The organism is Rufibacter sp. DG15C, assembly GCF_001577755.1.
GTDB lineage: Bacteria > Bacteroidota > Bacteroidia > Cytophagales > Hymenobacteraceae > Nibribacter.
Genome location: NZ_CP010776.1, coordinates 451803 through 474626, shown reverse-complemented (window position 1 = coordinate 474626; position 22824 = coordinate 451803). Strand labels below are relative to the sequence as shown.

24 protein-coding genes are annotated in these 22824 nt (G+C 49.2%); 12 read left to right on the top strand and 12 right to left on the bottom strand.

The window, feature by feature from the left end; genetic code table 11:
* Window positions 1-146 precede the first annotated feature (146 nt).
* The 3 genes from TH61_RS02080 to TH61_RS02070 form a co-directional block, all read right to left on the bottom strand.
* Entirely contained in the window at window positions 147-533 is a 387-nt protein-coding gene (locus tag TH61_RS02080; RefSeq protein ID WP_066505224.1) for a hypothetical protein, read from the bottom strand.
* A gap of 186 nt (window positions 534-719) precedes the next feature.
* On the bottom strand, window positions 720-1178 hold the full coding sequence (locus TH61_RS02075; RefSeq protein WP_231862281.1) for a DUF4440 domain-containing protein: 459 nt from the start codon (window positions 1176-1178) through the stop codon (window positions 720-722).
* 127 nt (window positions 1179-1305) lie between these two features.
* The gene (locus TH61_RS02070; RefSeq protein WP_231862280.1) at window positions 1306-3141 is read right to left on the bottom strand and encodes a methylmalonyl-CoA mutase subunit beta; all 1836 of its coding nucleotides are present in this window, start codon (window positions 3139-3141) and stop codon (window positions 1306-1308) included.
* A gap of 152 nt (window positions 3142-3293) precedes the next feature.
* Here TH61_RS02070 and TH61_RS02065 point away from each other — a divergent pair, with 152 nt between their 5' ends.
* The gene (locus TH61_RS02065; protein WP_066505221.1) at window positions 3294-4043 is read left to right on the top strand and encodes a DUF72 domain-containing protein; all 750 of its coding nucleotides are present in this window, start codon (window positions 3294-3296) and stop codon (window positions 4041-4043) included.
* Here TH61_RS02065 and TH61_RS02060 read toward each other — a convergent pair.
* The 5 genes from TH61_RS02060 to TH61_RS18070 form a co-directional block, all read right to left on the bottom strand.
* Window positions 4040-4429 (bottom strand): YkvA family protein, encoded by a 390-nt coding sequence (locus TH61_RS02060; protein WP_066505219.1) that lies wholly within the window; start codon window positions 4427-4429, stop codon window positions 4040-4042. The genes TH61_RS02065 and TH61_RS02060 overlap by 4 nt on opposite strands.
* Before the next feature lie 130 nt (window positions 4430-4559).
* On the bottom strand, window positions 4560-5039 hold the full coding sequence (locus TH61_RS02055) for a hypothetical protein (RefSeq protein WP_157600493.1): 480 nt from the start codon (window positions 5037-5039) through the stop codon (window positions 4560-4562).
* Window positions 5040-5118: 79 nt separating this feature from the next.
* On the bottom strand, window positions 5119-6066 hold the full coding sequence (gene ctlX, locus TH61_RS02050) for a citrulline utilization hydrolase CtlX (RefSeq protein ID WP_066505210.1): 948 nt from the start codon (window positions 6064-6066) through the stop codon (window positions 5119-5121).
* Window positions 6067-6321: 255 nt separating this feature from the next.
* The gene (locus tag TH61_RS17750; protein WP_071887758.1) at window positions 6322-6549 is read right to left on the bottom strand and encodes a hypothetical protein; all 228 of its coding nucleotides are present in this window, start codon (window positions 6547-6549) and stop codon (window positions 6322-6324) included.
* A gap of 135 nt (window positions 6550-6684) precedes the next feature.
* Window positions 6685-6969 (bottom strand): hypothetical protein, encoded by a 285-nt coding sequence (locus TH61_RS18070; RefSeq protein WP_157600491.1) that lies wholly within the window; start codon window positions 6967-6969, stop codon window positions 6685-6687.
* A gap of 215 nt (window positions 6970-7184) precedes the next feature.
* On the opposite strand from TH61_RS18070, the gene TH61_RS02045 reads away from it, so the two are divergent.
* The 5 genes from TH61_RS02045 to TH61_RS02025 all read left to right on the top strand — a co-directional run bounded on the left by TH61_RS02045 (window position 7185) and on the right by TH61_RS02025 (window position 11740).
* Window positions 7185-7955: a 5'-nucleotidase C-terminal domain-containing protein gene (locus TH61_RS02045; protein WP_082780276.1), complete on the top strand. Its 771-nt coding sequence runs from the start codon at window positions 7185-7187 to the stop codon at window positions 7953-7955.
* 83 nt (window positions 7956-8038) lie between these two features.
* Window positions 8039-8974 carry a bifunctional UDP-sugar hydrolase/5'-nucleotidase gene (locus tag TH61_RS02040; protein WP_066505207.1) on the top strand — a complete coding sequence of 312 codons (936 nt, stop codon included), beginning with the start codon at window positions 8039-8041 and terminating at the stop codon, window positions 8972-8974.
* 96 nt (window positions 8975-9070) lie between these two features.
* Window positions 9071-10495, top strand: coding sequence for a chromosomal replication initiator protein DnaA (dnaA, locus tag TH61_RS02035; protein ID WP_066505205.1), 1425 nt, complete (start codon window positions 9071-9073; stop codon window positions 10493-10495).
* 15 nt (window positions 10496-10510) lie between these two features.
* The gene (locus TH61_RS02030; RefSeq protein ID WP_066505203.1) at window positions 10511-10948 is read left to right on the top strand and encodes an Rrf2 family transcriptional regulator; all 438 of its coding nucleotides are present in this window, start codon (window positions 10511-10513) and stop codon (window positions 10946-10948) included.
* Window positions 10949-11101: 153 nt separating this feature from the next.
* Window positions 11102-11740: a peroxiredoxin gene (locus TH61_RS02025; protein ID WP_066505198.1), complete on the top strand. Its 639-nt coding sequence runs from the start codon at window positions 11102-11104 to the stop codon at window positions 11738-11740.
* Window positions 11741-11874: 134 nt separating this feature from the next.
* Here the strand turns inward: TH61_RS02025 and TH61_RS02020 are convergent, their stop codons facing one another.
* Together TH61_RS02020 and TH61_RS02015 are read right to left on the bottom strand one after the other, a co-directional pair.
* Entirely contained in the window at window positions 11875-12372 is a 498-nt protein-coding gene (locus TH61_RS02020; RefSeq protein WP_157600489.1) for a hypothetical protein, read from the bottom strand.
* 67 nt (window positions 12373-12439) lie between these two features.
* Window positions 12440-12877: an OsmC family protein gene (locus TH61_RS02015; protein WP_066505193.1), complete on the bottom strand. Its 438-nt coding sequence runs from the start codon at window positions 12875-12877 to the stop codon at window positions 12440-12442.
* Window positions 12878-13189: 312 nt separating this feature from the next.
* Between TH61_RS02015 and TH61_RS02010 the strand changes: the two genes are divergently transcribed.
* The 6 genes from TH61_RS02010 to TH61_RS01980 all read left to right on the top strand — a co-directional run bounded on the left by TH61_RS02010 (window position 13190) and on the right by TH61_RS01980 (window position 19937).
* Entirely contained in the window at window positions 13190-14683 is a 1494-nt protein-coding gene (locus TH61_RS02010) for a GH3 auxin-responsive promoter family protein (RefSeq protein ID WP_066505191.1), read from the top strand.
* A 222-nt stretch (window positions 14684-14905) separates the two neighbouring features.
* Window positions 14906-15367 (top strand): hypothetical protein, encoded by a 462-nt coding sequence (locus TH61_RS02005; protein ID WP_066505189.1) that lies wholly within the window; start codon window positions 14906-14908, stop codon window positions 15365-15367.
* A gap of 528 nt (window positions 15368-15895) precedes the next feature.
* Window positions 15896-17050 carry a 1-deoxy-D-xylulose-5-phosphate reductoisomerase gene (locus TH61_RS01995; RefSeq protein ID WP_066505181.1) on the top strand — a complete coding sequence of 385 codons (1155 nt, stop codon included), beginning with the start codon at window positions 15896-15898 and terminating at the stop codon, window positions 17048-17050.
* 92 nt (window positions 17051-17142) lie between these two features.
* The gene (gene rseP / locus TH61_RS01990) at window positions 17143-18456 is read left to right on the top strand and encodes an RIP metalloprotease RseP (RefSeq protein WP_066505180.1); all 1314 of its coding nucleotides are present in this window, start codon (window positions 17143-17145) and stop codon (window positions 18454-18456) included.
* Window positions 18457-18571: 115 nt separating this feature from the next.
* On the top strand, window positions 18572-19075 hold the full coding sequence (locus tag TH61_RS01985; RefSeq protein ID WP_066505172.1) for a DUF6702 family protein: 504 nt from the start codon (window positions 18572-18574) through the stop codon (window positions 19073-19075).
* 49 nt (window positions 19076-19124) lie between these two features.
* The gene (locus TH61_RS01980; protein ID WP_071887757.1) at window positions 19125-19937 is read left to right on the top strand and encodes a hypothetical protein; all 813 of its coding nucleotides are present in this window, start codon (window positions 19125-19127) and stop codon (window positions 19935-19937) included.
* Between the two features lie 89 nt (window positions 19938-20026).
* On the opposite strand, the gene TH61_RS01975 is transcribed toward TH61_RS01980, so the two are convergent.
* The gene (locus TH61_RS01975; protein WP_066505170.1) at window positions 20027-20545 is read right to left on the bottom strand and encodes a hypothetical protein; all 519 of its coding nucleotides are present in this window, start codon (window positions 20543-20545) and stop codon (window positions 20027-20029) included.
* A 112-nt stretch (window positions 20546-20657) separates the two neighbouring features.
* On the bottom strand, window positions 20658-22667 hold the full coding sequence (locus TH61_RS01970) for an OmpA family protein (protein ID WP_066505167.1): 2010 nt from the start codon (window positions 22665-22667) through the stop codon (window positions 20658-20660).
* Between the last annotated feature and the right edge of the window lie 157 nt (window positions 22668-22824).

Below are 22824 nucleotides of genomic sequence, written 5' to 3'. Positions count from 1 at the left end.
AGTAGCAGGTATCATGTAGCAAGATGCCCGCTGTTGTTATCATAATTATGTGTGTCGCTCTCCCTCTTGTCATCCTGAAAGGATCTTGTGGGCGAATAGTAACTCAGCTTGCCATGCCCAAAAACTCATTTTAGAGTTTTTGGGCATTATTGAAATTCCCCCTGTCCTTTAGAAGTTTTTAAAAAATGTAACTCTGGTATTTCGTAGCCAAAGTCGTTTTTAAATCCTTTTACTGTTCTTCCATTTACCTTCAGCTTCTTTGTTCCATCGGTTTTAGTTGAAAAAATGATGAAGAAGTCTGGTATGAATTTTACAGGTCCTATTGGCTTAACTTTTTCCAATGCATTTAATAATTCAATTATTACGCTCTCTGAAAGTTGCTTTATTTCTGCAATCTCTCCATTCGTCTTCTCATCAGGCCGAAGTAGTTCTACTTCAACAACATCTTCTATTCTCTTGGGGTAATCGAGTTTGTCGTTGTCTGATGAACAGGCAGATAAGATGGACAGGACTGCGATAAAGAATAACTTCATTTAACTAATGGTATTTAGCTTTGACGTGACTCCTGTATTTATATAAGCCTCTCTTTAACTTCCTGTGACTATCGCTTCAGTCTTTCTCATTCGCTCACAAGTTCCTTTCAGGATGACAAAGTGGGGGAGGGTAAGTGTTCCGCACGTTTTTTGACTCGCGACTCAAGACTCAGAACTCGCGACTCATCAAGAAGCATGCTCAGAGGTAATCACCCATTTGCCGTTCATCTTTTTCCAGACTTGGGAGGAGATGCCACCCATCAGTCGCTTGCCGTCTCGCTCAATCTTCCATCTGATAACATAAAGCGCGGCGTCTTTCCCTAAAGCTTCCAGGTGCAGGGGCTCATAGGAGTAGGTGCCCATGGTGCTTCGGTCTTTGAAGTCCTGCTCAAACATCTCCAGCACCGGTTGCCAGGCTTTTTCTACGCCATTCTTGCTTATCCAGAGCATCTCCGGTGAGTTCCAGTAGAAACTCATGGCGGCTTCCAGATTGCCCGCGTTCCAAGCGTTTACCTGTCCGTCTAAGCCTTTTCTGGCACCTTCTATGGGGCTTTCAGCAGTGATAGAAGTAAGCTCGTTTTTCAAGGAATCAGCCATGGTTAGGTGCGTGAACAGAAGCGTGAATAACAGAAGTAAGCGTTTCAAGGTAACGTTGGTGTTTATGTCGTTTTTAGCCTGATTCCTAGAAATTAAGCCCAAAATGATGTTTTTATAAGACTACAAGATGACTCGGGACTCAAGACTCAGAACTCAGGACTAGGCGCTTCGCGCCTTATGCGCCCAAGCGTTCCTGAATGCGGGTGATGATTTCCTTGGTGTCACAGCCTTGGAACAAGAACTCGTCAAAGCCGTTGGCTCTTAGTTCATCTTTCAGGTGCAGGGGGTCATCTGCCAGAATAAGCGCCGGGCCTTGTTTGTGCTGGTCGCGCATGCCGCGGGCAAACTCGTCTGCGAAGTCTGAGAAAGCCTGTTCGGGCGTGGCCATTACAATCACCTGCGCGTCCAAGGGTTTCACTGAAGCCAAAGCCTCGTTCACCGTGTTTACTTTCACCACCTGGGTAGTAAAGCCAGAACAAGTGAAGAATTCGCGGGCGAAGGAGGCGTGAATGTGCTCTTGAATGGCTGGCCCCATGTGCACCACCACCGCCAACGGACGACGCTGTTTCTTGCGCAGGTGCATTTCGGTGGCCAGGCGCATCACTTCATACGGGTAGGCGGCGCGGGTATTGTCGAAGTCTCGGCTCTGCATCAAAGCCTCGGGGTTATAGTCGTGCTTTTCGTTGGTGTTGGGGTATTTATTGGTACCCAGAATCACCTCTTTGCCGCTGGCAATGTTCTTGAACTTTTGGTTGCTGGCCTCTTTTATCAAATCCTGGATGAAGCCCGAGTTAGACGCCGCCATGAAACCACCCAGACCTTCAATCTCCTGGAACAGCGCCCAGGCTTTCTCAGCGATCTCCTGGGTGAGGTACTCAATGTAATAAGAACCGGCGGCCGGGTCAATGGCTTGGTGCAGGTAGGCTTCTTCTTTTAAGATGATAGAGATGTTGCGGGCGATGCGCTCGCTAAAGGCATTCGGTTCTTTATAAGTGCTGTCAAAGGGCTCTACCTCCACAGAATCAACGCCACCCATGATGGCGCTCATCAGCTCAGTGGTATGGCGCAACAGGTTGGTGTGCGGGTCTAAGGTAGCCTGGTGCCAGCGCGAAGTAGAGGCATGAATGCGTAGATGCCCCGCTGATTCTACCGGAGCTTTATAGGCTTCCACCACTTTAGACCATAGCAACCTAACGGCCCTGAACTTGGCAATCTCAAAGAAGTAGTTGGTGCCCACAGATAGGTGAAACTGCATATCACGGAACAAGCGCTCTACCGGCAGAATCTCATTCGTCAGCCCGTTGGTATAGCACACGGCAATGGCCAACGTGATGGCAATTTCCTGTACCAGCGTAGCGCCTTTGTTACTGAAGTGCGCACCGTTGATGGTAAGGGCATAGAAGTTGGGTGCATCCAGGGTTTGCTCCAGCAGATGTTTCGCGTGCTCCATGTCCAACTGACGGTAACTCTCAGATGACAAAATGGGTGCGCACTTTAAGAAGCCGTTCAACTGGTTTAAGGATATGCCTTTGCGGTACAGGCCCGTCACCAGATGGTGCAGGAAGGTAGCGGCATCAGAAGAAACGGTATAAGAAACTGGAACATCACCCAAGGATAAATGCTGCACCAGGTAGTCTACGTCAAAGTCTACGCCGTTTTCAATGATGAAATGGATGCCGTCGGCGCCGCGAGTTAAAGCGTCTGCCGCTTTGTCTACGGCCTCATGGCCTTTGCCAGTCACGCGTATAGCCTGCAGGTTCAGCCAGGTGTTGGTGCCGGTTTTAGGGGAGCGCAGGAAAGGGAATTCGCCGGGCTGGGTCTGGTATTGGAGCCCTTGCGGCAGGTTTTCTTTGGTATAGAAAGGCGCCACGTCAATGCCTTCATAGCTCTGCCAGTGCAGTTCTTGCGGGGCAATGCCTTTTAAGTCTTTGCTGATTTTTTCTTCCCACTGCGCGGGTGTTGGGGCGGTGAACTCGGGGAAAAGGGAATCAGAAGCGGAAGTATTCATCATAAAGAGATGCTGTATTATGGGGTAAAGATAGTTTTTTGCCCATATACTTCTACGGCTTCAGGGGGAAATCCGCTAATCGGTTTTGGGCTGTTTTCTGAGAATTAGGCCAAAAACGCAAGAACCCTTAAATAGTTTCTGCGTCTGTAAGGGGCATGGACTTAGAACCGAATCAACTCTACATAGGCACCTCGGGCTGGAGCTACGCCTGGCGCGGCATCTTTTACCCCGAGGATATCAAGTCAGCGGACATGCTTCCGTTTTACGCCGAGCACTTTAACTGCACCGAAGTCAACAGCAGTTTCTACCATTTCACGATGGAGAAGACCATCCAGAAATGGCTGGACACTACACCCGCACATTTTAAGTTCGCGCCCAAGATGCACCGCTCCATCACGCATGAAAACCGCCTGCAAAACGTGGAGGAGCCTCTGCGCAAATGGATGGACCGGTTTCTGGTGATGGGAGACCGGCTGGGACCCGTACTGGTGCAACTGCCCGGAAGCTTCCATTACAACGAGCTCATTGCCAAACACTTTTTCACGCTCTTGCGGGAGCTGTACCCAGACACGGTCTTTGCCCTGGAGGTGCGGCACGCATCCTGGCATACTGAGGAGGTGCTGGAACTACTAGAGGAGTTTGAGATTTCTCTGGTGGTGATAAGTGCCGGAAAACGCTGGCCCGCGCTGGCCACCTCAACTACTAATACGGTCTACATGCGCCTGCACGGCCATGAGCAACTGTACCGCGGCGCCTACCCCGCCGAGGAGATGGAACGGTTTGCTTATATGGCGCAGGACTGGCTCATGGACGGAAAACAAGTGTGGGCTTTCTTCAACAACACCATCGGAGGGAACGCCACAGCAGACGCTGACAGGTTAAAGCAGGCTATTCTCAACCTCTAGCGGTTCTGGTACCAGTGCCAAGCCAATCCACCTGCCCAACACAGGATGACCAGCCAAAGGAGAATAATCAAGATGGCCGCAGTTTTGCTTTGAGGTAATTTCTGTTTTCCGGTCAAAGCCACTTGTTCCTTAAATTCTTGGAACAGAACCGGCGGAATGAGTTTAATGGAAAGCCAGATGCCAATGGGCAGGAGCAAGAGGTCATCCAGGTAACCTAAGATGGGGATGAAGTCTGGGATGAGGTCAATGGGGCTGAGGGCGTACGCCACCGTAATACCGGCCATCACTTTGGCGTACCACGGCACCCGAGCATCCTGCACCGCCAAGGCCAATGCTTGGATGTCTGCCTTGAGTTGCTTCGCCCATTGTTTCAGTTTCTGCCACATAGGAGTAGGTACGTTAGTGGCTGAAGGAGAGAAACCCGTTTTTGGTCTGTTTTACAGAAAACAGACCAAAAACGGGTTTCTCTCTTATTGTTGATTGCTAATTGTTGATTGTTCGACCAGCAATTGACAATTATTCTATTACCATTACTGCGTCAGATTTAAAGTCTTCTAAATTCGAGAACTTAAAAGCATACTCTGCGGAAGGGCGTATTTGATGGAATTTAACTACACACCCTCCATAAGTATCGACTTCTTCTCCAGAGTAAGTTGTCTCGTAAAAAGATACTATGATTCTAAATTTCGCATCAAATCTGGAGCGTAATTCCTTGTTAAGCCTTTTCGCTAGTTTGAGGCCAATTGTTAAGTATTCTACTTCGCTTTTAATATGTTTGAAATAATCATCAACGTGGATATCATTCAGAAAGACTTCATACTCACATTTCTTAAAGTCAGTGTTTAATTCACCAGGCCCGACGTACTGAAAATCTTTCAGCAAAATACATCCTTGTTTTGTTCTGAATCCATTAGCAAGCAACTTTTCTAGCTCTTCTGGTAATTCTGTATTACTACTTTCAAAATCATACTCTGCGTTCAATAAGTATGAGTTCATGAGAGAATTAGTTGTAGGCTTCATATCGATCATTTCAAATTAACAGGTATTCTGGGTTTCAAAACACCTATTTATAGAATCACACAAAAATCTCCGCCAGCATACAACGGGCGCTTCCGCCGCCGTGGGCTTCAATGGTGCGCAGGTCTGAGCGCATCATCTTGGTGAGTTTTTTGAGTTCTTCAAACTGGTCTTTGCGCAGGGCTTTGTAAGCTTTTTCAGACATGACCAAAACGGGTTCGCCCACGCGGTTGCGGACCTGGAGCATGTTACCGGCCATCTTCCTGATTTGCTTTAAACTCAGGTCAATGATGTCTTTGCCGGCGTCTACCAAGGCTTCCAGGATTTCGCCCTGCTCTTCTTCGCTTTGGATGCACTCCAGGCATATCAGCGCGAAGTCTGCGCCAATGCTCATGATGACGTTGGTGTGGTAAATAGGTAGTCCCTGCTCGTCGGTGGCATGGAACAGGATACTGCGATAGCCCAGCTTCTCGCAGAAGGCTTCTACCACCTCGGGGTGGGTGCGCTCAGAGATACAGGCAAAAGCAATCTTGTTTTTCCGGTCCAGGACCAGACTGCCAGTGCCCTCCAGAAACTTGCCCTGGTCTTCAAAATAGGTAAGGTCAATGACTTCGGTGAAGGGGAGGTTGTGCTCGGTTTTCAACTGTTCCAGCAGGACTGGGTTGCGCTCCTGTCTTCTGGCGCTAGCCATCATGGGGTACAAAACCACTTTGCCACCCTCATGAAAAGAAATCCAATTGTTAGGGAAGATGGCGTCTGGCGTGTGGGGCTCAGGGGCATCCTCTAGCACCACGGCGTCAATGCGGTTAGCCCACAGGTTGAGCAGAAACTGGTTGAACTCGTCCAAGGCCTTCTCCTGAACTTTCTCGGGTGTACTTTCGCCCAGTTCCTGTTGAAAGGCGTTGGTGGCGGCCGTCTCTGGGTTGTAACCAAAGCCGGCGGGTCTCACCAGTAGAACCTGGGTGGCTAAGGGGTATTCTGTATGTAGCGGGAGCGTGTTTTCCATGATTTGTCCGTTAGCGGAGGCCTGCAAGATACTTAATTAGTGATTAATGATTAGTGACCAATGATTGATGATTAATGAGGGAATTGGCAAGTTGAGAAAGCAGAAGGGAGATATATGAGTAGCGTGAAGAGTAATTATTTAAAATGCGAAACTCCGTTTTCGGCCTGTTTTCTAGAAACTAGGTCAAAAACGGAGTTTGCTGGTAGTATGAATGCTGTATAAGCCAGTGAAGCCTTTACCCTTGGTAATTAATCATTAATCACTATTCATTGATTTCTTCTTCCAGTTGAAATACCTAAAACACCGCGACATGATGCGTCTGAAGTTTTTGGGAAACGTGGCGCGGCACCAGTGACGGAGTTCACGGATTTCATGGGTCAATAACTGCCGAAGGCATTTTCGTAGCTCTTTCTCAAATAGGGTAACGTCAAAACTTACTTTTAAAAGAATCAATTTGCTGTACTGCAAGTAAGAAGTGCTCATGATAGATAGAATCTGGAATGACAATTAAGGTGCTTTTGATATAATGGGAACGCTGACAGATAACCATCCATTGCCCATTTTGTTGGGCGCGGAGGACCGGAGAGAAGCTTGAACGCGGTAGGATGGGGGAGAATCCTAGGTAAGAATGCGGTGGTGCACCAGATAAAGAGAAAGCCGCACCGCCTTTGATACTGAGAGACTTACGCCTTGCGCACCGTTAATAATATTTCCTTGGAAAACCGCCAAAGAAAACTGGTGGGCAATGCTTAATTTTTGCAAAACAAAACGCCAAACTTTTTTAGCCCGTGCCCGCCATTGGGTATATGCCGGACGGTAAGCACACACGCTTTCTAAGCACCGGAAGAGGCCCGGTATCCATCGTCTTACCTGACGAAAAAACAACCAAAGAAAAGTTAGCATGTGGTTAGATTGGCAATGAATCAGTTCTCCAATAACCAGAAAGGGTTAAACAAGTGTACGTAAAAACATCTTAATTGTCAATGACTTATGGGTTAAAATTATACAAGAACATTATAAAATCAGTACAAATACCTATGTAGCCGTGAGCGGCGAGGATAGTTAGGTTCTTTGGCTTCTACCGGTAAGGGCCGTATCTTTGATAAAACCTCAATGGCATGCAAACATTACATCGCATAAAATATAAGTGGGTCTCCTTTGGCCTCGGCTTGACGCTAGCCTTCACGGGTTGCCAGAAGCCACTTGCACCCTCGGCCCAGCTTTCCCAGAATACCGACATTCCGGTGAACATCCAGATAGCTACAGACCCGGCCGTGGAGACTGCCATTGTGCCATACCGCGAGCGCGTGGATAAGACCATGAACGAGGTGATTGGCCAGGCGCCGGTAGCCTTGGAGAAAGGCGAACTGGAATCCAGCCTCGGGAATTTTGTGGCAGACCTAACCCGCACCCAGACCATGGCCGTGTACGGCAAGCCCATTGACATGGGCGCCATCACCAGCGGTGCCTTGCGCAACCCCATTGACCAGGGACCCGTGACCGTGGGCGACATCTTTGAGCTGATGCCCTTTGAAAACGAGATGATGGTCTTGACCTTGTCTGGGAAGACGGTGCAGCAGATGTTTGACTTTGCCGCGGCCCGTAAAATCTTGTCGGTGTCCAACGCCACCTTCACGGTGCAGAACGGCAAGCCTTTGAACATTATGATTGGCGGCAAACCTTTTGACCCTGCTAAAACTTTTACGCTGGCCATCTCTGATTACCTGGCCAACGGCGGCGACAACATGGGTTTCCTGAAGGACGCACTCAAAGTAGAGAAAGCCAGCCTTCTGGCCCGCGACGCCATCATGAACGAAGTAAAACAGCTCACCGCCCAAGGTAAACCTGTTACCGCCGCTAAGGACGGAAGAGTGAAAGTGATTAACTAGACACAAGATATAAGACACAAGACGCAAGACCAGTAATTAGTAAGTCTTGAATATTGTGTCTTGCGTCTTAAATCCAATAGACAATGAAACGTCGTGAATTTATAAAGAGCACCGTGGTGGGTACTGCAGGTTTGGCGGTGTTGGGTTTGCCAAGTCTGGCAGAGGCGGCGGCTAAGCCTATCAAGCTCACCATTCTTCACACCAATGACATGCACTCGCGCATTGACCCGTTCCCGAATGATGGCCGCAAGAACGGCGGCATGGGTGGCATGGCCCGCAGAGCCACGGTGGTGAAGCAGATTAGACAGCAGGAACCCAACGTGCTGTTACTGGACGCGGGTGACATCTGGCAGGGGACGCCCTATTTCAACTTCTTCGGGGGCGAGGTGGAGTTCAAGCTCATGACCCAGATGGGCTATGACGCGGCTACCTTGGGCAACCATGACTTTGACAACGGACTGGAAGGCCTGCAGAAGCAACTGCCGCACGCCGGTTTCCCGTTCCTCACGGCCAACTATGATTTCTCTAACACACCGCTTAGGAGTGACATCAAGGCCTACAAGGTGTTTGTAAAGGAAGGGGTGCGTGTAGGCGTGTTTGGGTTAGGCATTGAACTGGCCGGGTTGGTAGCCGACAAGAATTATGGTGGCACAAAGTACCTGGACCCGGTGACCACGGCCCAGCGCATGGTCAAAACCTTAAGAGAGCAAGAGAAGGTGGACTTAGTGATTTGCCTGAGCCATTTAGGCTATAAATATGAGAGCGCCAAAATTGACGACCTCAAGCTGGCTAAGCAGGTGAGCGGCATTGACTTGATTATTGGTGGGCACACGCACACCTTCTTGGATGAGCCAGAAAAAGTGGTACATTCAGATGGGCATGTCACGCTGGTGAACCAAGTGGGTTGGTCGGGCATCAACCTGGGGCGCATAGACTTCACCTTTGACAGAAAGAGAAAAGTAAAAACAGGGTCTACGGCCTCGGTTCTGCCCTTGAATCCTAGTGTCAATATTTCGTAAGGTTCAAGTTTTTTGTTCAAGAGTTTTTTTTCATTTTTGTAGCCCTCTGAAAAAATCATCACTCAAATAAACGCGGGATTGGAAGAAGCGATGTTAATGGTAAAAGACTGTACAACCGTCTGGCATAACTGTTTACAGGTTATCAAGGACAGCATAGGAGAGCAGAGCTACAAAACGTGGTTCGAGCCGATTGTGCCCTTGTCTTTAACCGGGAACGTATTGACCATCCAGGTGCCTAGCCAATTCTTCTATGAGTGGCTGGAAGAACATTATGTGGGTCTGCTTAAGAAAGTGGTGTTCCAAGAGCTGGGTTCAGAAGGCCGCCTGGAGTACTCTATCATTGTAGACCAGGGCAACGACCACAGCAAGCCCCAGACCGTGAACATCCCTACCAAGAAGGTGCCTTCTGCGGTGGTGAATTCATATAGCCCAGAGCGCTCTTTCTTAAAGAACCCGTTTGAGAGCAAAGCCATTGACCGGCACTTCTTCAACTCCCAGCTTAACCAGAGCTACACCTTTGACAATTACATTGAAGGTGACTGCAACCGCTTAGCGCGCTCGGCGGGCTACGCCGTGGCCAACAAGCCAGGTACTACGTCCTTCAACCCCTTGATGGTGTACGGTGGCGTGGGACTGGGCAAGACGCACTTGGTGCAGGCCATTGGTAACCACATCAAGAGCAACAACCCAGACAAGTTTGTGTTGTATGTGTCTTCTGAGAAGTTCGTGAACCAGTTCATTGAGTCTTTAAAGACCAACAGCGTACAGGATTTCGCCAACTTTTATCTGTTGGTAGATATCCTTATCATTGACGATGTGCAGTTCCTGAGCGGGAAAGAAAAGACCCAGGAAATGTTCTTCCATATCTTCAATCACCTGCACCAGTCTGGCAAGCAGATTGTGATGACCTCAGACTGTCCGCCGCGTGACCTAAAAGGCCTGGAGGAGCGTTTGTTATCCCGTTTCAAGTGGGGCTTGACCGCCGATTTGCAGAGCCCGGACTTTGAGACCCGCATGGCCATCATCTACAAGAAGATGCAGTCTGACGGGATTCATATTCCAGACAACGTGATTGAGTACCTGGCTTACAGCGTAGATACCAACGTGCGTGAACTGGAAGGCGTGCTCATTTCCTTAATTGCCCAGTCTTCTCTCAACCGCAAGGAGATTGACTTGGAGCTGGCCAAAGCCGCGCTCAAGCACATCATTGAAGACGTTGAGACCGAGGTGAATCTGGACTTCATCCAGAAGACCGTGGCCGAGTACTTTGACGTGACCTTAGATTCTCTCAAAGCCAAGACGCGCAAAAAAGAGATTGTGACGGCCCGTCAGGTTGCCATGTACTTCGCCAAAGAATACACTAGCCATTCGCTTAAATCCATTGGCTATCATTTTGGCGGACGTGACCACTCTACGGTTATTCACTCGGTGCAGACCGTGTCTGACCTTATTGACACCGACAAGAAATTCAAAGCTTCTATTCAGGAGTTGCAGAAGAAATTCAAGGTCAAGGCCGGCTAAGCTTCCTCATCTGGTATGATTTCCAAGAAAGCCAAGTACGCTCTCAAGGCGCTACTCTACCTTGCCAAGAACTCAGAAAAACCGTTGGTGCTCATCTCTGAGATTGCCGAAGGCGAGCGCATTCCCCGTAAGTTCCTGGAAGCCATTCTGGTAGACTTGAAAGTGCAGCAGGTGGTGCAGAGCACGCGCGGCAAGAACGGCGGCTATACCTTGGTCAAAGACCCCTCGCAGATTTCTGTAGGCAACGTGATACGCATGATTGACGGCCCGTTGGCGCCCGTACATTGCGTAAGCCACCTCTATTACCGCAAGTGCGAAGAGTGTGTGGATGAGACCACGTGTGAGATTAGAATCCTCATGAAACAGGTGCGTGACGCTACGTGCGCCATTTTGGATACCACCTTTCTCACAGATTTAACCAAGGTAAGGACCTTGGTAGAGGCTGAGGCCTAGGACTTCTCCTTTTTATTTATTCTATTTGTCTACTACTTCTATAGAGATTAGAAAGTAGTGGTTTTTCCGTATGTGCAGATGGAGTGTGAAGAAGAGGGAAGCCTACCCAGACAGGAGATTCTTGACCATTTTTAACCATTAACCCATCACAACATGGCATTACGTTTAGGGGACATCGCCCCAGATTTCACCGCCGACACCTCACAAGGCCCTATTTCTTTCCATGAATGGATTGGCGACAGTTGGGCGGTTTTGTTTTCGCACCCTCGGGATTACACCCCGGTCTGTACCACAGAGTTGGGCGCCGTGGCCCGCATCAAAGACCAGTTTGACCAGCGCAACGTGAAGGTGGCCGCCATCAGCGTTGACCCCGTAGACTCGCACCAGGGCTGGATAAAAGACATCAATGAGACGCAGCACACCAACGTCAACTTCCCCATCATCGCAGACCCGGAGAAGAAGGTAGCCAACCTGTATGACATGATTCACCCCAACGCCAGCGACACCGCCACCGTGCGCTCTGTGTTTGTGATTGGGCCAGACAAGAAGATTAAGCTGACTTTGACCTATCCGGCATCTACGGGTAGAAACTTTGCGGAGATTATCAGAGTGATTGACTCTCTGCAACTAACCGCTAACCACAGCGTGGCCACGCCAGCCAACTGGGAAAACGGCCAGGACTGTGTGATTCTACCGTCGGTACCACAGGAAGAGGTAGAAGCCAAATTCCCGAAGGGCCACACCGTCCTTAAGCCGTACCTGCGCATGACGCCCCAGCCTAATATAGACTAAGCCGTTTTTGGCCTGTTTCCTGGAAATCAGGCCAAAAACGATGCTCTTAATAACACAGAAGCGGCCACCCTGGGTAGAGTGGCCGCTTCTGCTTTTAGGCTGTTTCCGGGAAAATAGCCCGAAAACGGTTGGTCTTATCTTCTGTTATTGGCAGAGTTGTCCGTCACCGGGATGGCGTGCTTATCGGCTACCTCTTTGATTTTTTCCTTTACCAGTTTCAGGCTTTTGCGGCTACGCACCAGTTTCAGGTCCAGTTGGCAGCGGGTGTTGTCGCGCAGGTCAAAGCGGGCGGTCGTGTTGTTGAAGGTGATGCCCGTCACATCTTGCAAATGGATGGCCACCTTCTTTTTGAAGTGACCGCGTTTCTCCACCACGTAGGCTGGCGTAATCTCCAAATAAGACTGGGACCCAAACAGGGACGTGTTTTGCGCCAGGATGAAAATCAAGTAGCCAACGGCCAGCACCAAGAAGATGTAATGGAAGAAGTGGCGGTCATTGGTGCCACCTTCTGGTTCTGTGAAAATCAGAAACAAACTGTATACAATCCACAGCAATACTAATGATAACTGTACCCCGAAGGAGATTTTGTGATCGCGCGACGGGCGCAACCCTACTCTAGCCAATGATCTCATGCAAAATGTCTATTGGGCAAAGATACTAATTTTTCTATACTACCCGGGCTGATGCCGCAGTAGTCTTCTAGGCGTTTTTTAGAGTCGCCTGCAGGGTGATTTCCTTTACGCCGCCTAATGCTCTGGAGATGGGGCAGCCCTCTTTGGCCTTCTGAGCGAACTCCCGCAACTCTTCATTGGTAATGCCGGGCACCTGGGCCTCAGTGGTCAAGGCAATCTTGCTGATGAACGGGCCGGTGTCATCTTTGCTCAAGGTGATCTTAGCGTCTGTGCTCACAGAGGTGGCTGGTTTGCCGGCGCCTTCCAGCAGTGCGGCTAAAAACATAGAGAAACAGCCCGCGTGCGCCGCGCCAATCAGTTCCTCTGGGTTGGTGCCCGTCACGTCATCCTCAAACCTTGTCCCGAAGGAGTAGCGCGCATCTAAGGTTCCGCTTTGGGTAGAAACTGTTCCTTTGCCGTCTTTCAGGCCGCCGTTCCAGACAGCTTTTCCAGTATTATTTGCCATAGTTTTAAAGTATTAAATGTGTTGGTATGTACTTATTTGCGTCGTTTAAGTTAGAAATTTTAATCTATTCCCTGCAATTTGATAATAGGGCGTGCCGCCGCGGTTTTTATTACTAGGAAGAAGGATGCAGAGAAGGGAGCAACTAAGGAAAATCGTTTTTGGCCTGTTTTCTAGAAATGAGGCCAAATTTGCCTGAGGGCAGAACAAATCATAGGATGCATGACCGGCAACGCAATTTTAATTTAGGCCCGATGTCTTTTCTGGATACATGCATCAGATTCTTATCTTTACCAGCTTACAAATGAATGAACTATGGGCATAAAGGCTTTTTTGAGTAAACCACTGGCGGCTCTGGCCCACAGCCGCCAACAGTCCTGGATGCAAGACCCCTCCGCCGCGCAGCAGAAAATCTTGCAGGAGCTTTTACAGAAGGGTGCGCAGACCGCGTTTGGCAAGGACCATCATTTCAAAGACATATGTACGCATCAGGAGTTTACGCAGGCCGTGCCCGTACGGGACTATGAGGCGCTCAAGACCTACTTTGACCGCGTAAAGGAAGGAGAGAAGGACGTCCTGTGGCCGGGCCAGCCGTTGTACTTTGCCAAAACCTCCGGCACTACCTCGGGCACCAAATACATTCCCATCACAGCAGACTCCATGCCCAACCACGTGAGCGGCGGCAAGAGCGCGCTGCTCAGCTACATCCATGAAACGGGCCAGTCGCAGTTTTTGGACGGGAAGCTTATTTTCTTGAGCGGCAGTCCTGAGCTGGAGAAAGTAAACGGCATCAACACCGGGCGTTTGTCGGGCATCATCAACCACCACGTGCCGGGTTATCTGCGCCGCGACCAATTGCCTAGTTATAAAACCAACTGCATAGACGACTGGGAAACCAAGCTGGACGCCATCATCAATGAGACCATAGACCAGCGCATGACGCTCATTTCGGGCATTCCGCCGTGGGTGCAGATGTACTTTGACAAAATCATGGCGCGTACCGGAAAGCAGATAAAAGACGTCTTCCCAGACTTCAATCTGTTTGTGTACGGCGGCGTGAACTTCGCGCCTTACCGCGCCAAGCTGCTGGAGAGCATCGGTAAGAAAATTGATTCCATAGAGACGTTTCCAGCCTCTGAAGGCTTCTTCGCCTACCAAAACCTACAAGAAGACCCCGGTTTGCTATTGATGGTGGATAGCGGCATTTTCTTCGAGTTTGTGCCCGTGGAGGAATTCCATCAGCCAAATCCCACGCGCCTGACCGTGGCTGAGGTGAAGACTGATGTAAACTACGCGCTCATCATCAACAGCAACGCCGGATTGTGGGGCTACTCCATCGGCGACACCGTCAAATTTACCTCGCTGTTTCCGCATAAGCTGGTGGTGAGTGGCCGCTTGAAGCATTTTATCTCGGCGTTTGGCGAGCACGTGATTGCCGAAGAGGTAGAAGGCGCCTTGCAAGATGCCATGAAGGAATTCCCGGAGGTGGCGGTCACGGAGTTCACCGTCGCGCCTTATGTAAGCCCAGATGCCGGGGCGTCGTATCACGAGTGGTTGATTGCCTTCGCGCAAGCACCGCAGAACCCAGAACAGTTTGCCAAAGCCTTGGATGCGCATCTGCGCAAACGCAACTCCTATTATGATGACCTTGTTACGGGTAATATCCTGAACACTTTAAAAGTGACGGCCTTGGCGCCCAACGCTTTTCAGGAGTACATGAAACAGCAGGGCAAATTGGGTGGCCAGAACAAAGTGCCGCGCCTGAGCAATGATAGAACCCTGGCAGACGGCTTGCTGGCTAATTTGTAAGGGAAAATTGCACGTATCTAAAAAAAGTGATGGGAGTGAGGGAAGGAAAAGTAGCCTTCCAGGAAAATGTCCGTATGCGGTCTTAGATCAATTAAAAACGACATGCGATATTTTTCTTCCTTCGTTCTAGGCCTTTGTGCTACTGTGTTGGTAGGATGTAGTGAGAATAAAACGGTTCGGGAAACTACCACTACTTCTTCTGCTCAAACCATAACAGAGCCTATGAAAACAGATACTACAAAGAAAACAACAGTAGCAGACACCCTATCTGAAGTGTCCAAACCGGAGAAAGTCATTGCTAGCCTGGAGCCGCAAAAACCTTCTATGGAGGTGGATGTTATCAATGGGTATTTAGATGAGTTCAGGGGCTGCGCCTGCTACTTTGCCCGGAACGAGCAGGAATTGAAGCAGGAGAAGTTCATCTACTTCAATGACTACCAGCAAAAGGCATTGGTGTCTATAAACGGCACTAAAATTCCCCTAGTTGGCGCAGCAAAAGGCAACCCATCCACCTTGAATTCGCCTTACAAAGACCCGAAGGGTCGGTATGAGGTGAGCGTATCCATTCAAGACAGCAAACAGACTGGTGACGAGGTAGCTTCCAAGAAAGGCCTTATGCAAGTGAAGGATTTGAAAACCGGGGCTACCCAGACAGTGCCGTTTTTGGGTGAGTGCGGTTGCTAATACTACTTTCCCGTTTTTGGGCTATTTTTGGTAAAACAAGCTAAAAACGGAACAAGGCAAATGGTGAGGTTTTATGAGATGATGTATTACGCCATCTACAAAAGGAGGCTGGAAGAGGGATATGAGGGTTATAATTACGCCTTCAGGTTCTATACAGGTCTAGTTTTTCTGAATGTTACCACTCTTCTGCTTCTGCTACATGCGGTGTTTCAGCGGCAAGGCGTTCAAGTGCCTAAAGAGGATTTTATTGCTTATTCATAGGTGGCGTAGCTGGGCTTTGGACTGACTGGTGGATGGGCAGAAGGGATACGCACATCAAGCGTTCGTTTGAGAATGAGAATTGGCCAAACATTGCAACTTATCTGTTGGCATACATTTTTGGGAGTATTGCCCTTTTTATTCTGGTAGTCTGGTTCTTTTAAAATTCTAGGCAAGGGTTTATAGCCAGCGTAAGTTTTAAACGCAAGAAACTCCCGTTTTTCCCCTATTTTCGCAAAAGCAGCCCAAAAACGGCTTTTACTTTTTTACATGAAGAAACGAGTAGCCATTCTTGGCTCAACCGGCTCAATAGGCACCCAGGCCCTGGAAGTAATTCAAGCGCAACCGCATGCGTTTGAGGTAGAGGTCCTAACGGCCCATTCTAACGCAGACTTGCTCATTGCCCAAGCCATCGCCGTACAGCCCAACGCCGTGGTCATCACGCAAGAAGACCTGTATGACAAGGTGCGGGACGCCTTGGCATCGCATCCTATCAAGGTGTATGCCAGCCTGAACGCGGTGAGTTCTGTGGTGCAGATGGACACCGTGGATATTGTCCTGACGGCCATGGTGGGCTACGCGGGGCTGTTGCCTACCATCAAAGCCATTGAGGCGGGTAAGACCATCGCGCTAGCCAACAAAGAGACGTTGGTAGTGGCAGGACAGTTGATTACAGACCTGGCCAAAGAGAAAGCGGTGAACATCTATCCTGTGGATTCTGAGCACAGCGCCATCTTTCAATGCCTCACCGGCGAATTCCACAATCCCATTGAGAAAATCATCCTGACCGCTTCGGGTGGGCCGTTCAGGGGCAAGGACCGCACGTTTTTAGAAACGGTGACAAGAGCGCAAGCCTTAAAACACCCTAACTGGGAGATGGGCGCCAAGATTACCATTGACTCGGCCTCACTTATGAACAAAGGCTTGGAGGTGATTGAGGCGAAATGGTTGTTTGGCTTGCAGAATAACCAGATAGAAGTAGTGGTGCATCCGCAATCTATTGTGCACTCGCTCGTTCAGTTTGAGGACGGTTCCTTGAAGGCACAGATGGGCCTGCCCGATATGAAACTGCCCATCCAATACGCCTTGGGCTATCCAAACCGTTTGAAATCCAACTACCCGCGGTTCAACTTCATGGACTATCCGCAACTCACCTTTGAGAAGCCTGACCTGGAAACGTTTCAGAACCTGGGCTTGGCGTTTGCGGCTATGGAGAAGGGCGGCAACGCGCCGTGCGTGCTCAATGCCGCCAATGAAGTGGCCGTAGCGGCGTTTTTGCGCGAGGAGATTGGGTTTTTAGAGATGTCTGACCTCATTTCTGACTGTCTCAACAAAGTTGCGTATATTGCCAATCCTTCTTTGGACGACTTTATTCAGACAGACCAGGAAGCCCGTCGTTTAGCGCAGGAAAGAGTACATGCCTAAGGGCCTGACCCTTCCAGCAAAACAACAAAAAGACACATACTGCGACCAGACAGCACACGCCAAAGAGTCGCTACACCTTATAACCATAACAAATGGATGCTTTAGTAATGGCCGGCCAGTTAATTCTGGGGCTGACCATCTTAGTGGGAATACATGAACTGGGTCACATGCTGACCGCCAAATGGTTTGGGATGCGCGTAGAGAAATACGCCATCGGGTTCCCTCCTAAATTAGTGAGCAAGCAAGTAGGAGAGACCGAGTACATGATTGGCATGATCCCGCTGGGCGGCTTTGTGAAAATCTCAGGAATGGTGGACGAGTCGCTGGACACGGCTACCTTGAACCAGGAGCCACAACCGTGGGAATTTAGGGCCAAACCCGCCTGGCAACGTCTTATTGTGATGATGGGTGGAATCATTTTCAACGTGATTACCGGTATCATCATTTACGCGGGCCTTACCTGGTACTACGGTGACCGTTACCTCTTAGCCGATGACGTGAAATATGGCATTGTCACCAACGAGATTGGCCAGCAGATTGGCCTGAAGGACGGTGACAAAGTAGTAGGCATCAATGGAAAGCCTTTAGTGGAGTTCCAGGATGTGTACAGCCCAGAGGTTTTGCTAGACCGCAACGGGTCTTACACCGTGGAACGTGACGGACAGCGCCTGAACATTCCGGTACCCTCTAATTTGATGGACAAGCTTGCGGATAATGACAAAGTTGGGTTCATCCTACCGCGTGAGCCGTTTGTGATTGGCAGCGTGAAATCTGGCAGTGCCGCAGACAAAGCTGGTTTACAGGCCGGTGACAAGATTTTGAAGATTGGCGACCAGCCTATCCAGTTTTTCCATGAGTTTCAGGCGGCCTTGGTGGATCACAAAGCCAAGACGGTTCCTTTGCAGATTGAAAGAGCCGGCAAGCCTTTAACCCTGAAGCCAACAGTAGAAGAGGATGGTACCTTGGGTTTCTACCCAGAACTGCTCTTGCCGCGCGCTACGCACCATTATGGCCTGCTAGAGTCTATTCCGTTGGGCGCCGAAAAAGCGTTCTCTGTGATCACTACCAACATCAAAGGCTTCGGGAAGATTTTCAGAGCCGAAGTTTCTGCTTCTAAAGCCTTGAGCGGACCTATTGGCATTGCCCAGATTTTTGGCGGAACCTTCTCTTGGATTAACTTCTGGACCATCACGGCCATGTTGTCCATGGTGCTGGCGTTCATGAACTTCTTGCCCATTCCAGCCTTGGACGGTGGCCACGTGATGTTCCTGACCTACGAGATTGTGTCGGGCCGTAAGCCAAGTGACAAGTTCCTGGAGAACGCGCAAAAGGTGGGCATGGTGTTGTTGTTGGGCTTGATGGCCTTTGCCATTTTCAATGACTTCTTTAAATTGCTTTTCAAATAGCATTTAGACGCAAGATTTAAGTCACAAGACGTAAGGCTTCTTTTTGAAGTTTAAAACATAATAAGAGCCAGAAGAGACGCAATAAAATTGCGTCTCTTCCTGTTTAAAAGAACACATGAATATTAGAAAGGCTTTATATTTTGCTTTGCTGGCCGTTTCCCTGCTTCCTGTTCAGGCGTGGGCGCATGACTTTCATACCAGCATCACAGACGCCCGCTACAACCCCAAAACGCAGAGCTATGAGCTCTCCATCCGATTGTTTGCAGATGATTTGGAAGATGCCCTGAGCAAGCGCCACAAGACCAGCATTAGACTGGACAAGTCTGAGCGCGTGAACAAACTCATCGCCGACTATCTGCAAGCGCACGTCACCATCTCGGGTAGCAAAGGTGCTAAGCCCACGCAAAAGTTTGTGGGCGCCCAAGAAGAAGCAGACGCCATCTGGCTCTATATTGAGATACCGGCTGGCAAGGCTCCTGCGCAGAGCCTTTTTGTGCAGAATGATTTGCTGATGGAGTTGTTTGATGACCAAACCAACATCCTCAACCTGCAGGTAGGCGCCAAGAAGAAGTCGGTGCTGAGCCGGTCAGGGGATACTCAGCATACCGTGACGTTGTAATCGCGACCTTTTAGGTTTGCGTGCTAAGAAATAGGGAAAGCGATTTTTTATGAAAAAACAGTTACTCAAGGTTACTGCCATTGTTTTGGCCTTAGGCGCCACCAGTTGTTCTAGTGTGTACATGCCCAATGTACCCAATACCCCCATGCTCACCTCACAAGGCGAACTAAGTACCAGTGCCCATATCACCTTAAAAGGCAATGCCAGCTTTAACTCAGCGTACGCGGTCACAGACCATGTGGGCGTTTTGGTGAGTGGCGCCATGATGAACAATGATTCCCGGAAGAAAGATTTTCGGCATAATCTGCTGGAGGCCGGAGGGGGCTACTTTACCACGTTTGGTCCCAACCAGAACCGCATCCTGGAAGTCTATGCCGGCCTTGGCCGCGGCAGCAGCGATCGTACCTTCAAAGACTCCACACCTGAGGGAATGATGACCTATGACCGCCAGGAGGTGACCTTCAACAAGGTCTTTCTGCAAGTCAACTACTCGTCTAGAAAGAAACGCCTGCTCAGGCTCTTCGGGAATGAGCACACGCTTAATTACGGAACCGCCCTGCGCATGAGCCGGGTGAACATGAGCGAATTCCTGCGAAACGACATCAAGCAAGCCACTGAGGACAACATCTTCTTTGAGCCGGTCTTCTACACGCGCCTGCACCTTACGCCCAACATCCAGTTACAATACACCAGCGGCAGTAACTTCGGGTTGAAGAACCGAGAATTTATGACCGCTGGTAACTCTGTCATGAGTATTGGCCTGATTGTGAACGTGGGTGGCAAGAAACTCAGAAAAGACGCCCCCCGCCCAGAAGACCGTACGCCTGCCATTCAGATTCCGGGATTACCCAAGAAGAATTAAATAGAATTGCTACTAAGCACAAACTCCCGTTTTTGGCCTGTTTTACAGAAAACAGGCCAAAAACGGGAGTTTGTGCTTAGGGAGTTGGTTTACTCCACAGATTCCGCAGCCGTTTTACCCCGTGCTACTATTTTATTGATTTTAGGTTGAAGAATCCAGATGCCTAAAGGGAAGGCAAGCATCAGGAAAAAATAATAAAAGTAGTCTCCGAAACTAGCCTCGCTCCTCATTTCAATAGATTTAATGGCTTTGGCTGGAAAAGCAAATGAATAGAAAAATGCAAAGACTATATAAAAGAAAAGTAGGCCGGACAAACCACTGAATTCTTTTTTTTGCCCTTCAAAAAGAATCAATGCCACCAAATAGGCGCCAAGCCATAGGAAGCTGTTGATAATAAAGAAAGTATATTTCAACTGAACCCTAGAAGGTAAATAATCCTGCAATAAATACCCGACCATAAAAGGGTAAATGAAAACCATTAGGATGCCTGTCGCTGAGCCAAGCAATTGTAATGAAGGCGAGCTGGTAAAAAATATGGTTCCTAATAAGTGTAAAAAGACGCCTAGTATAAAAACCTGCCAATGCTTCGCCCTTAAAAATACTTCCATGATTTACTTTTTGCGATATAAAGAATGTTTCAAACGAACTCCCGTTTTTGGCCTGTTTCCTGAGAAATAAGCCAAAAACGGGAGTTTGGGTTAAAAGAATTTGATTAGCTATTTACCAGCCACCGGCTCCACTATCATTCTTATTTTCAGAAGTGCCAGTTCCTGGTCGTATAAGCTTGAACTCTACGCGGCGGTTCACAGCGCGGTCTTCTAAAGTAAACTCTTCTTTGATGGGCTCAGAGCTTCCTTTGCCTACGGCATGGATGCGGCGTTCATCCAATTTGCCCTTGTCTACTATGTATTTCTTAATGGAGATGGCGCGCCAGTTAGAGAGTTCCAGGTTGGCGTCTGGGTCACCGGAAGCGTCGGTGTGGCCTTCAATGCTGAGGTTGATCTCGGGGTGGTCTACCATGAAAAGCACAATGCGGTCCAGGCTGGATTCCATCTCGGTTTTAATGTCGGCTTTGCCTTCGTCAAACTCTAGGTTCTTGAAGATAAGCGGAATGCTATAGTCAATGAGCGTGGTCATGATTTTCATGACGGTGTCACTCTTCAGGTCCACCTCTTTTTCAATGGAGAAGAAGTCGGGGCTCTGGATGAGCATCATGTACCGGCTGTTGTCAATGAGGTCAAAGTCAAAAGAACCGTCGTCGCGCAGATACTTGGAGGCTACTTCTACACCGTTGTCCATGTCAATGATGGAGATGATGCCGTTGAGCGGTTTGTTGGTAATGGAGTCTGTGAGCACACCAGAAAGCTTGGTCACGGCCAGTGGGTGCGCTTCCATGGGCAACGGGAAGGAGAAGAGGTCCAGGTTCTTCATGTCCTTCTCCTCTGAGCGGGCGTAGTACAGGTTCTTGGAGGCGGCGTCAATGGTAAAGTAATACTCACTGCCTTTGCCGTTCACCAGCGGGCCCACATTGCGCGGCTCCTGCCAATGGCCATTCACGCGGTAGGTCTTGTAAATGTCAAAATCCCCGAAGTTGAGCAACTGTCCCCGTGAACTGAAATATAGCACCTGGTACAACGGATGGAAATACGGACTCACCTCGCTCTCGCGGGTGTTTACCACCGGCCCTAGGTTCTTCGCATCAGACCATTCTCCGTTTTTCTGTTTATGAATAAAGTAGATGTCTGAGAGTCCAAAACCACCCAGGCGGTCAGAGGCAAAATACAGAGTGTCTTCTTTTGGTGAAAGGGTAGGCTGCGAGTCCCAGGCTTTGCTGTTAACGTTAGCCCCTAGGTTTTTAAGCTGACCCCAGGAACCGTCAGACAGTTTGGTAGCAGAATACAAGTCACAGTTGCCAAAACCGTTAGGGCTTTCGCAGCGGGCGAAGTACAAGGTCTTGCCATCGCGGCTGAGGCAAGCCGAGCCTTCGTTGTAAATGCTGTTGATGGGCTTGCCAAACGACTGGCCCTCATGCCAGAAACCGTTTTCGTTTTTAGAGAAGTAAAGGTCCTCATCGGTGCCGGTGGCTTTGGTGGCCTTTCGGCGCGAAGTGTAAATGAACAAGGCACTATCTGTGTGCACGGCCGGGCCATAATCCTCTGACTTGGAGTTGATGGCATCGCCCATGTTGGTATACACGCCGCGCGGTGGTTTGTAGGTAGCCACAGATTTGCGGTACTCCACAATCTCATAATACTGTTTGAGCGGTACGTATAGGTCAGATTTTTTCTGCTCCAAAGAATCATAGTACAACTGCACCCGCTTGATGTCGGTGCGGTGGTGTTTGAGTACCAGGCGGTAATAGGCAATGGCTTTTTCGCGCTGGCCAAGTTTCTCATACAGCTGCCCTAGACGCCAGAGCAACTTGGTATCACGGTAGAAATTGTCAATCCCAAAATTGCCCACATATTCCTCCAGCAGCGGCAGGACTTTGGACCAGTTTTGCTTCTTCTCAAGCTTTACAATGGCCTTGAGCTTGGATGGGTTCTGATAGAAGGCTACTTTGTTGAGGTTGGGGAATTCAAGCACTAACTCTGCATCTGGGGTACGGTCTCTGAGCGAGTCTGGTACAGCTTTTTGGCGCAACCGCAACGGCGATTTTGTCTGCCCTAGGGTAGCAAGACTGTAGGTGCCAAACAGCAGAAAAAGGCAAAAGAGTCGAAGTAGTGGCATAGTAAAATAGCGGCCAGGGGTACACTATTCTTAATTACATATCAAATGTAAGTTTTTCTGTTGGGTTCTCTTAGCAAATAGAGAAGTTTTGCGGCAGACATTGGCATAGGACTTGACATATATCTATCTTCATCCAAAACCGCGCATTGCCTGCGCA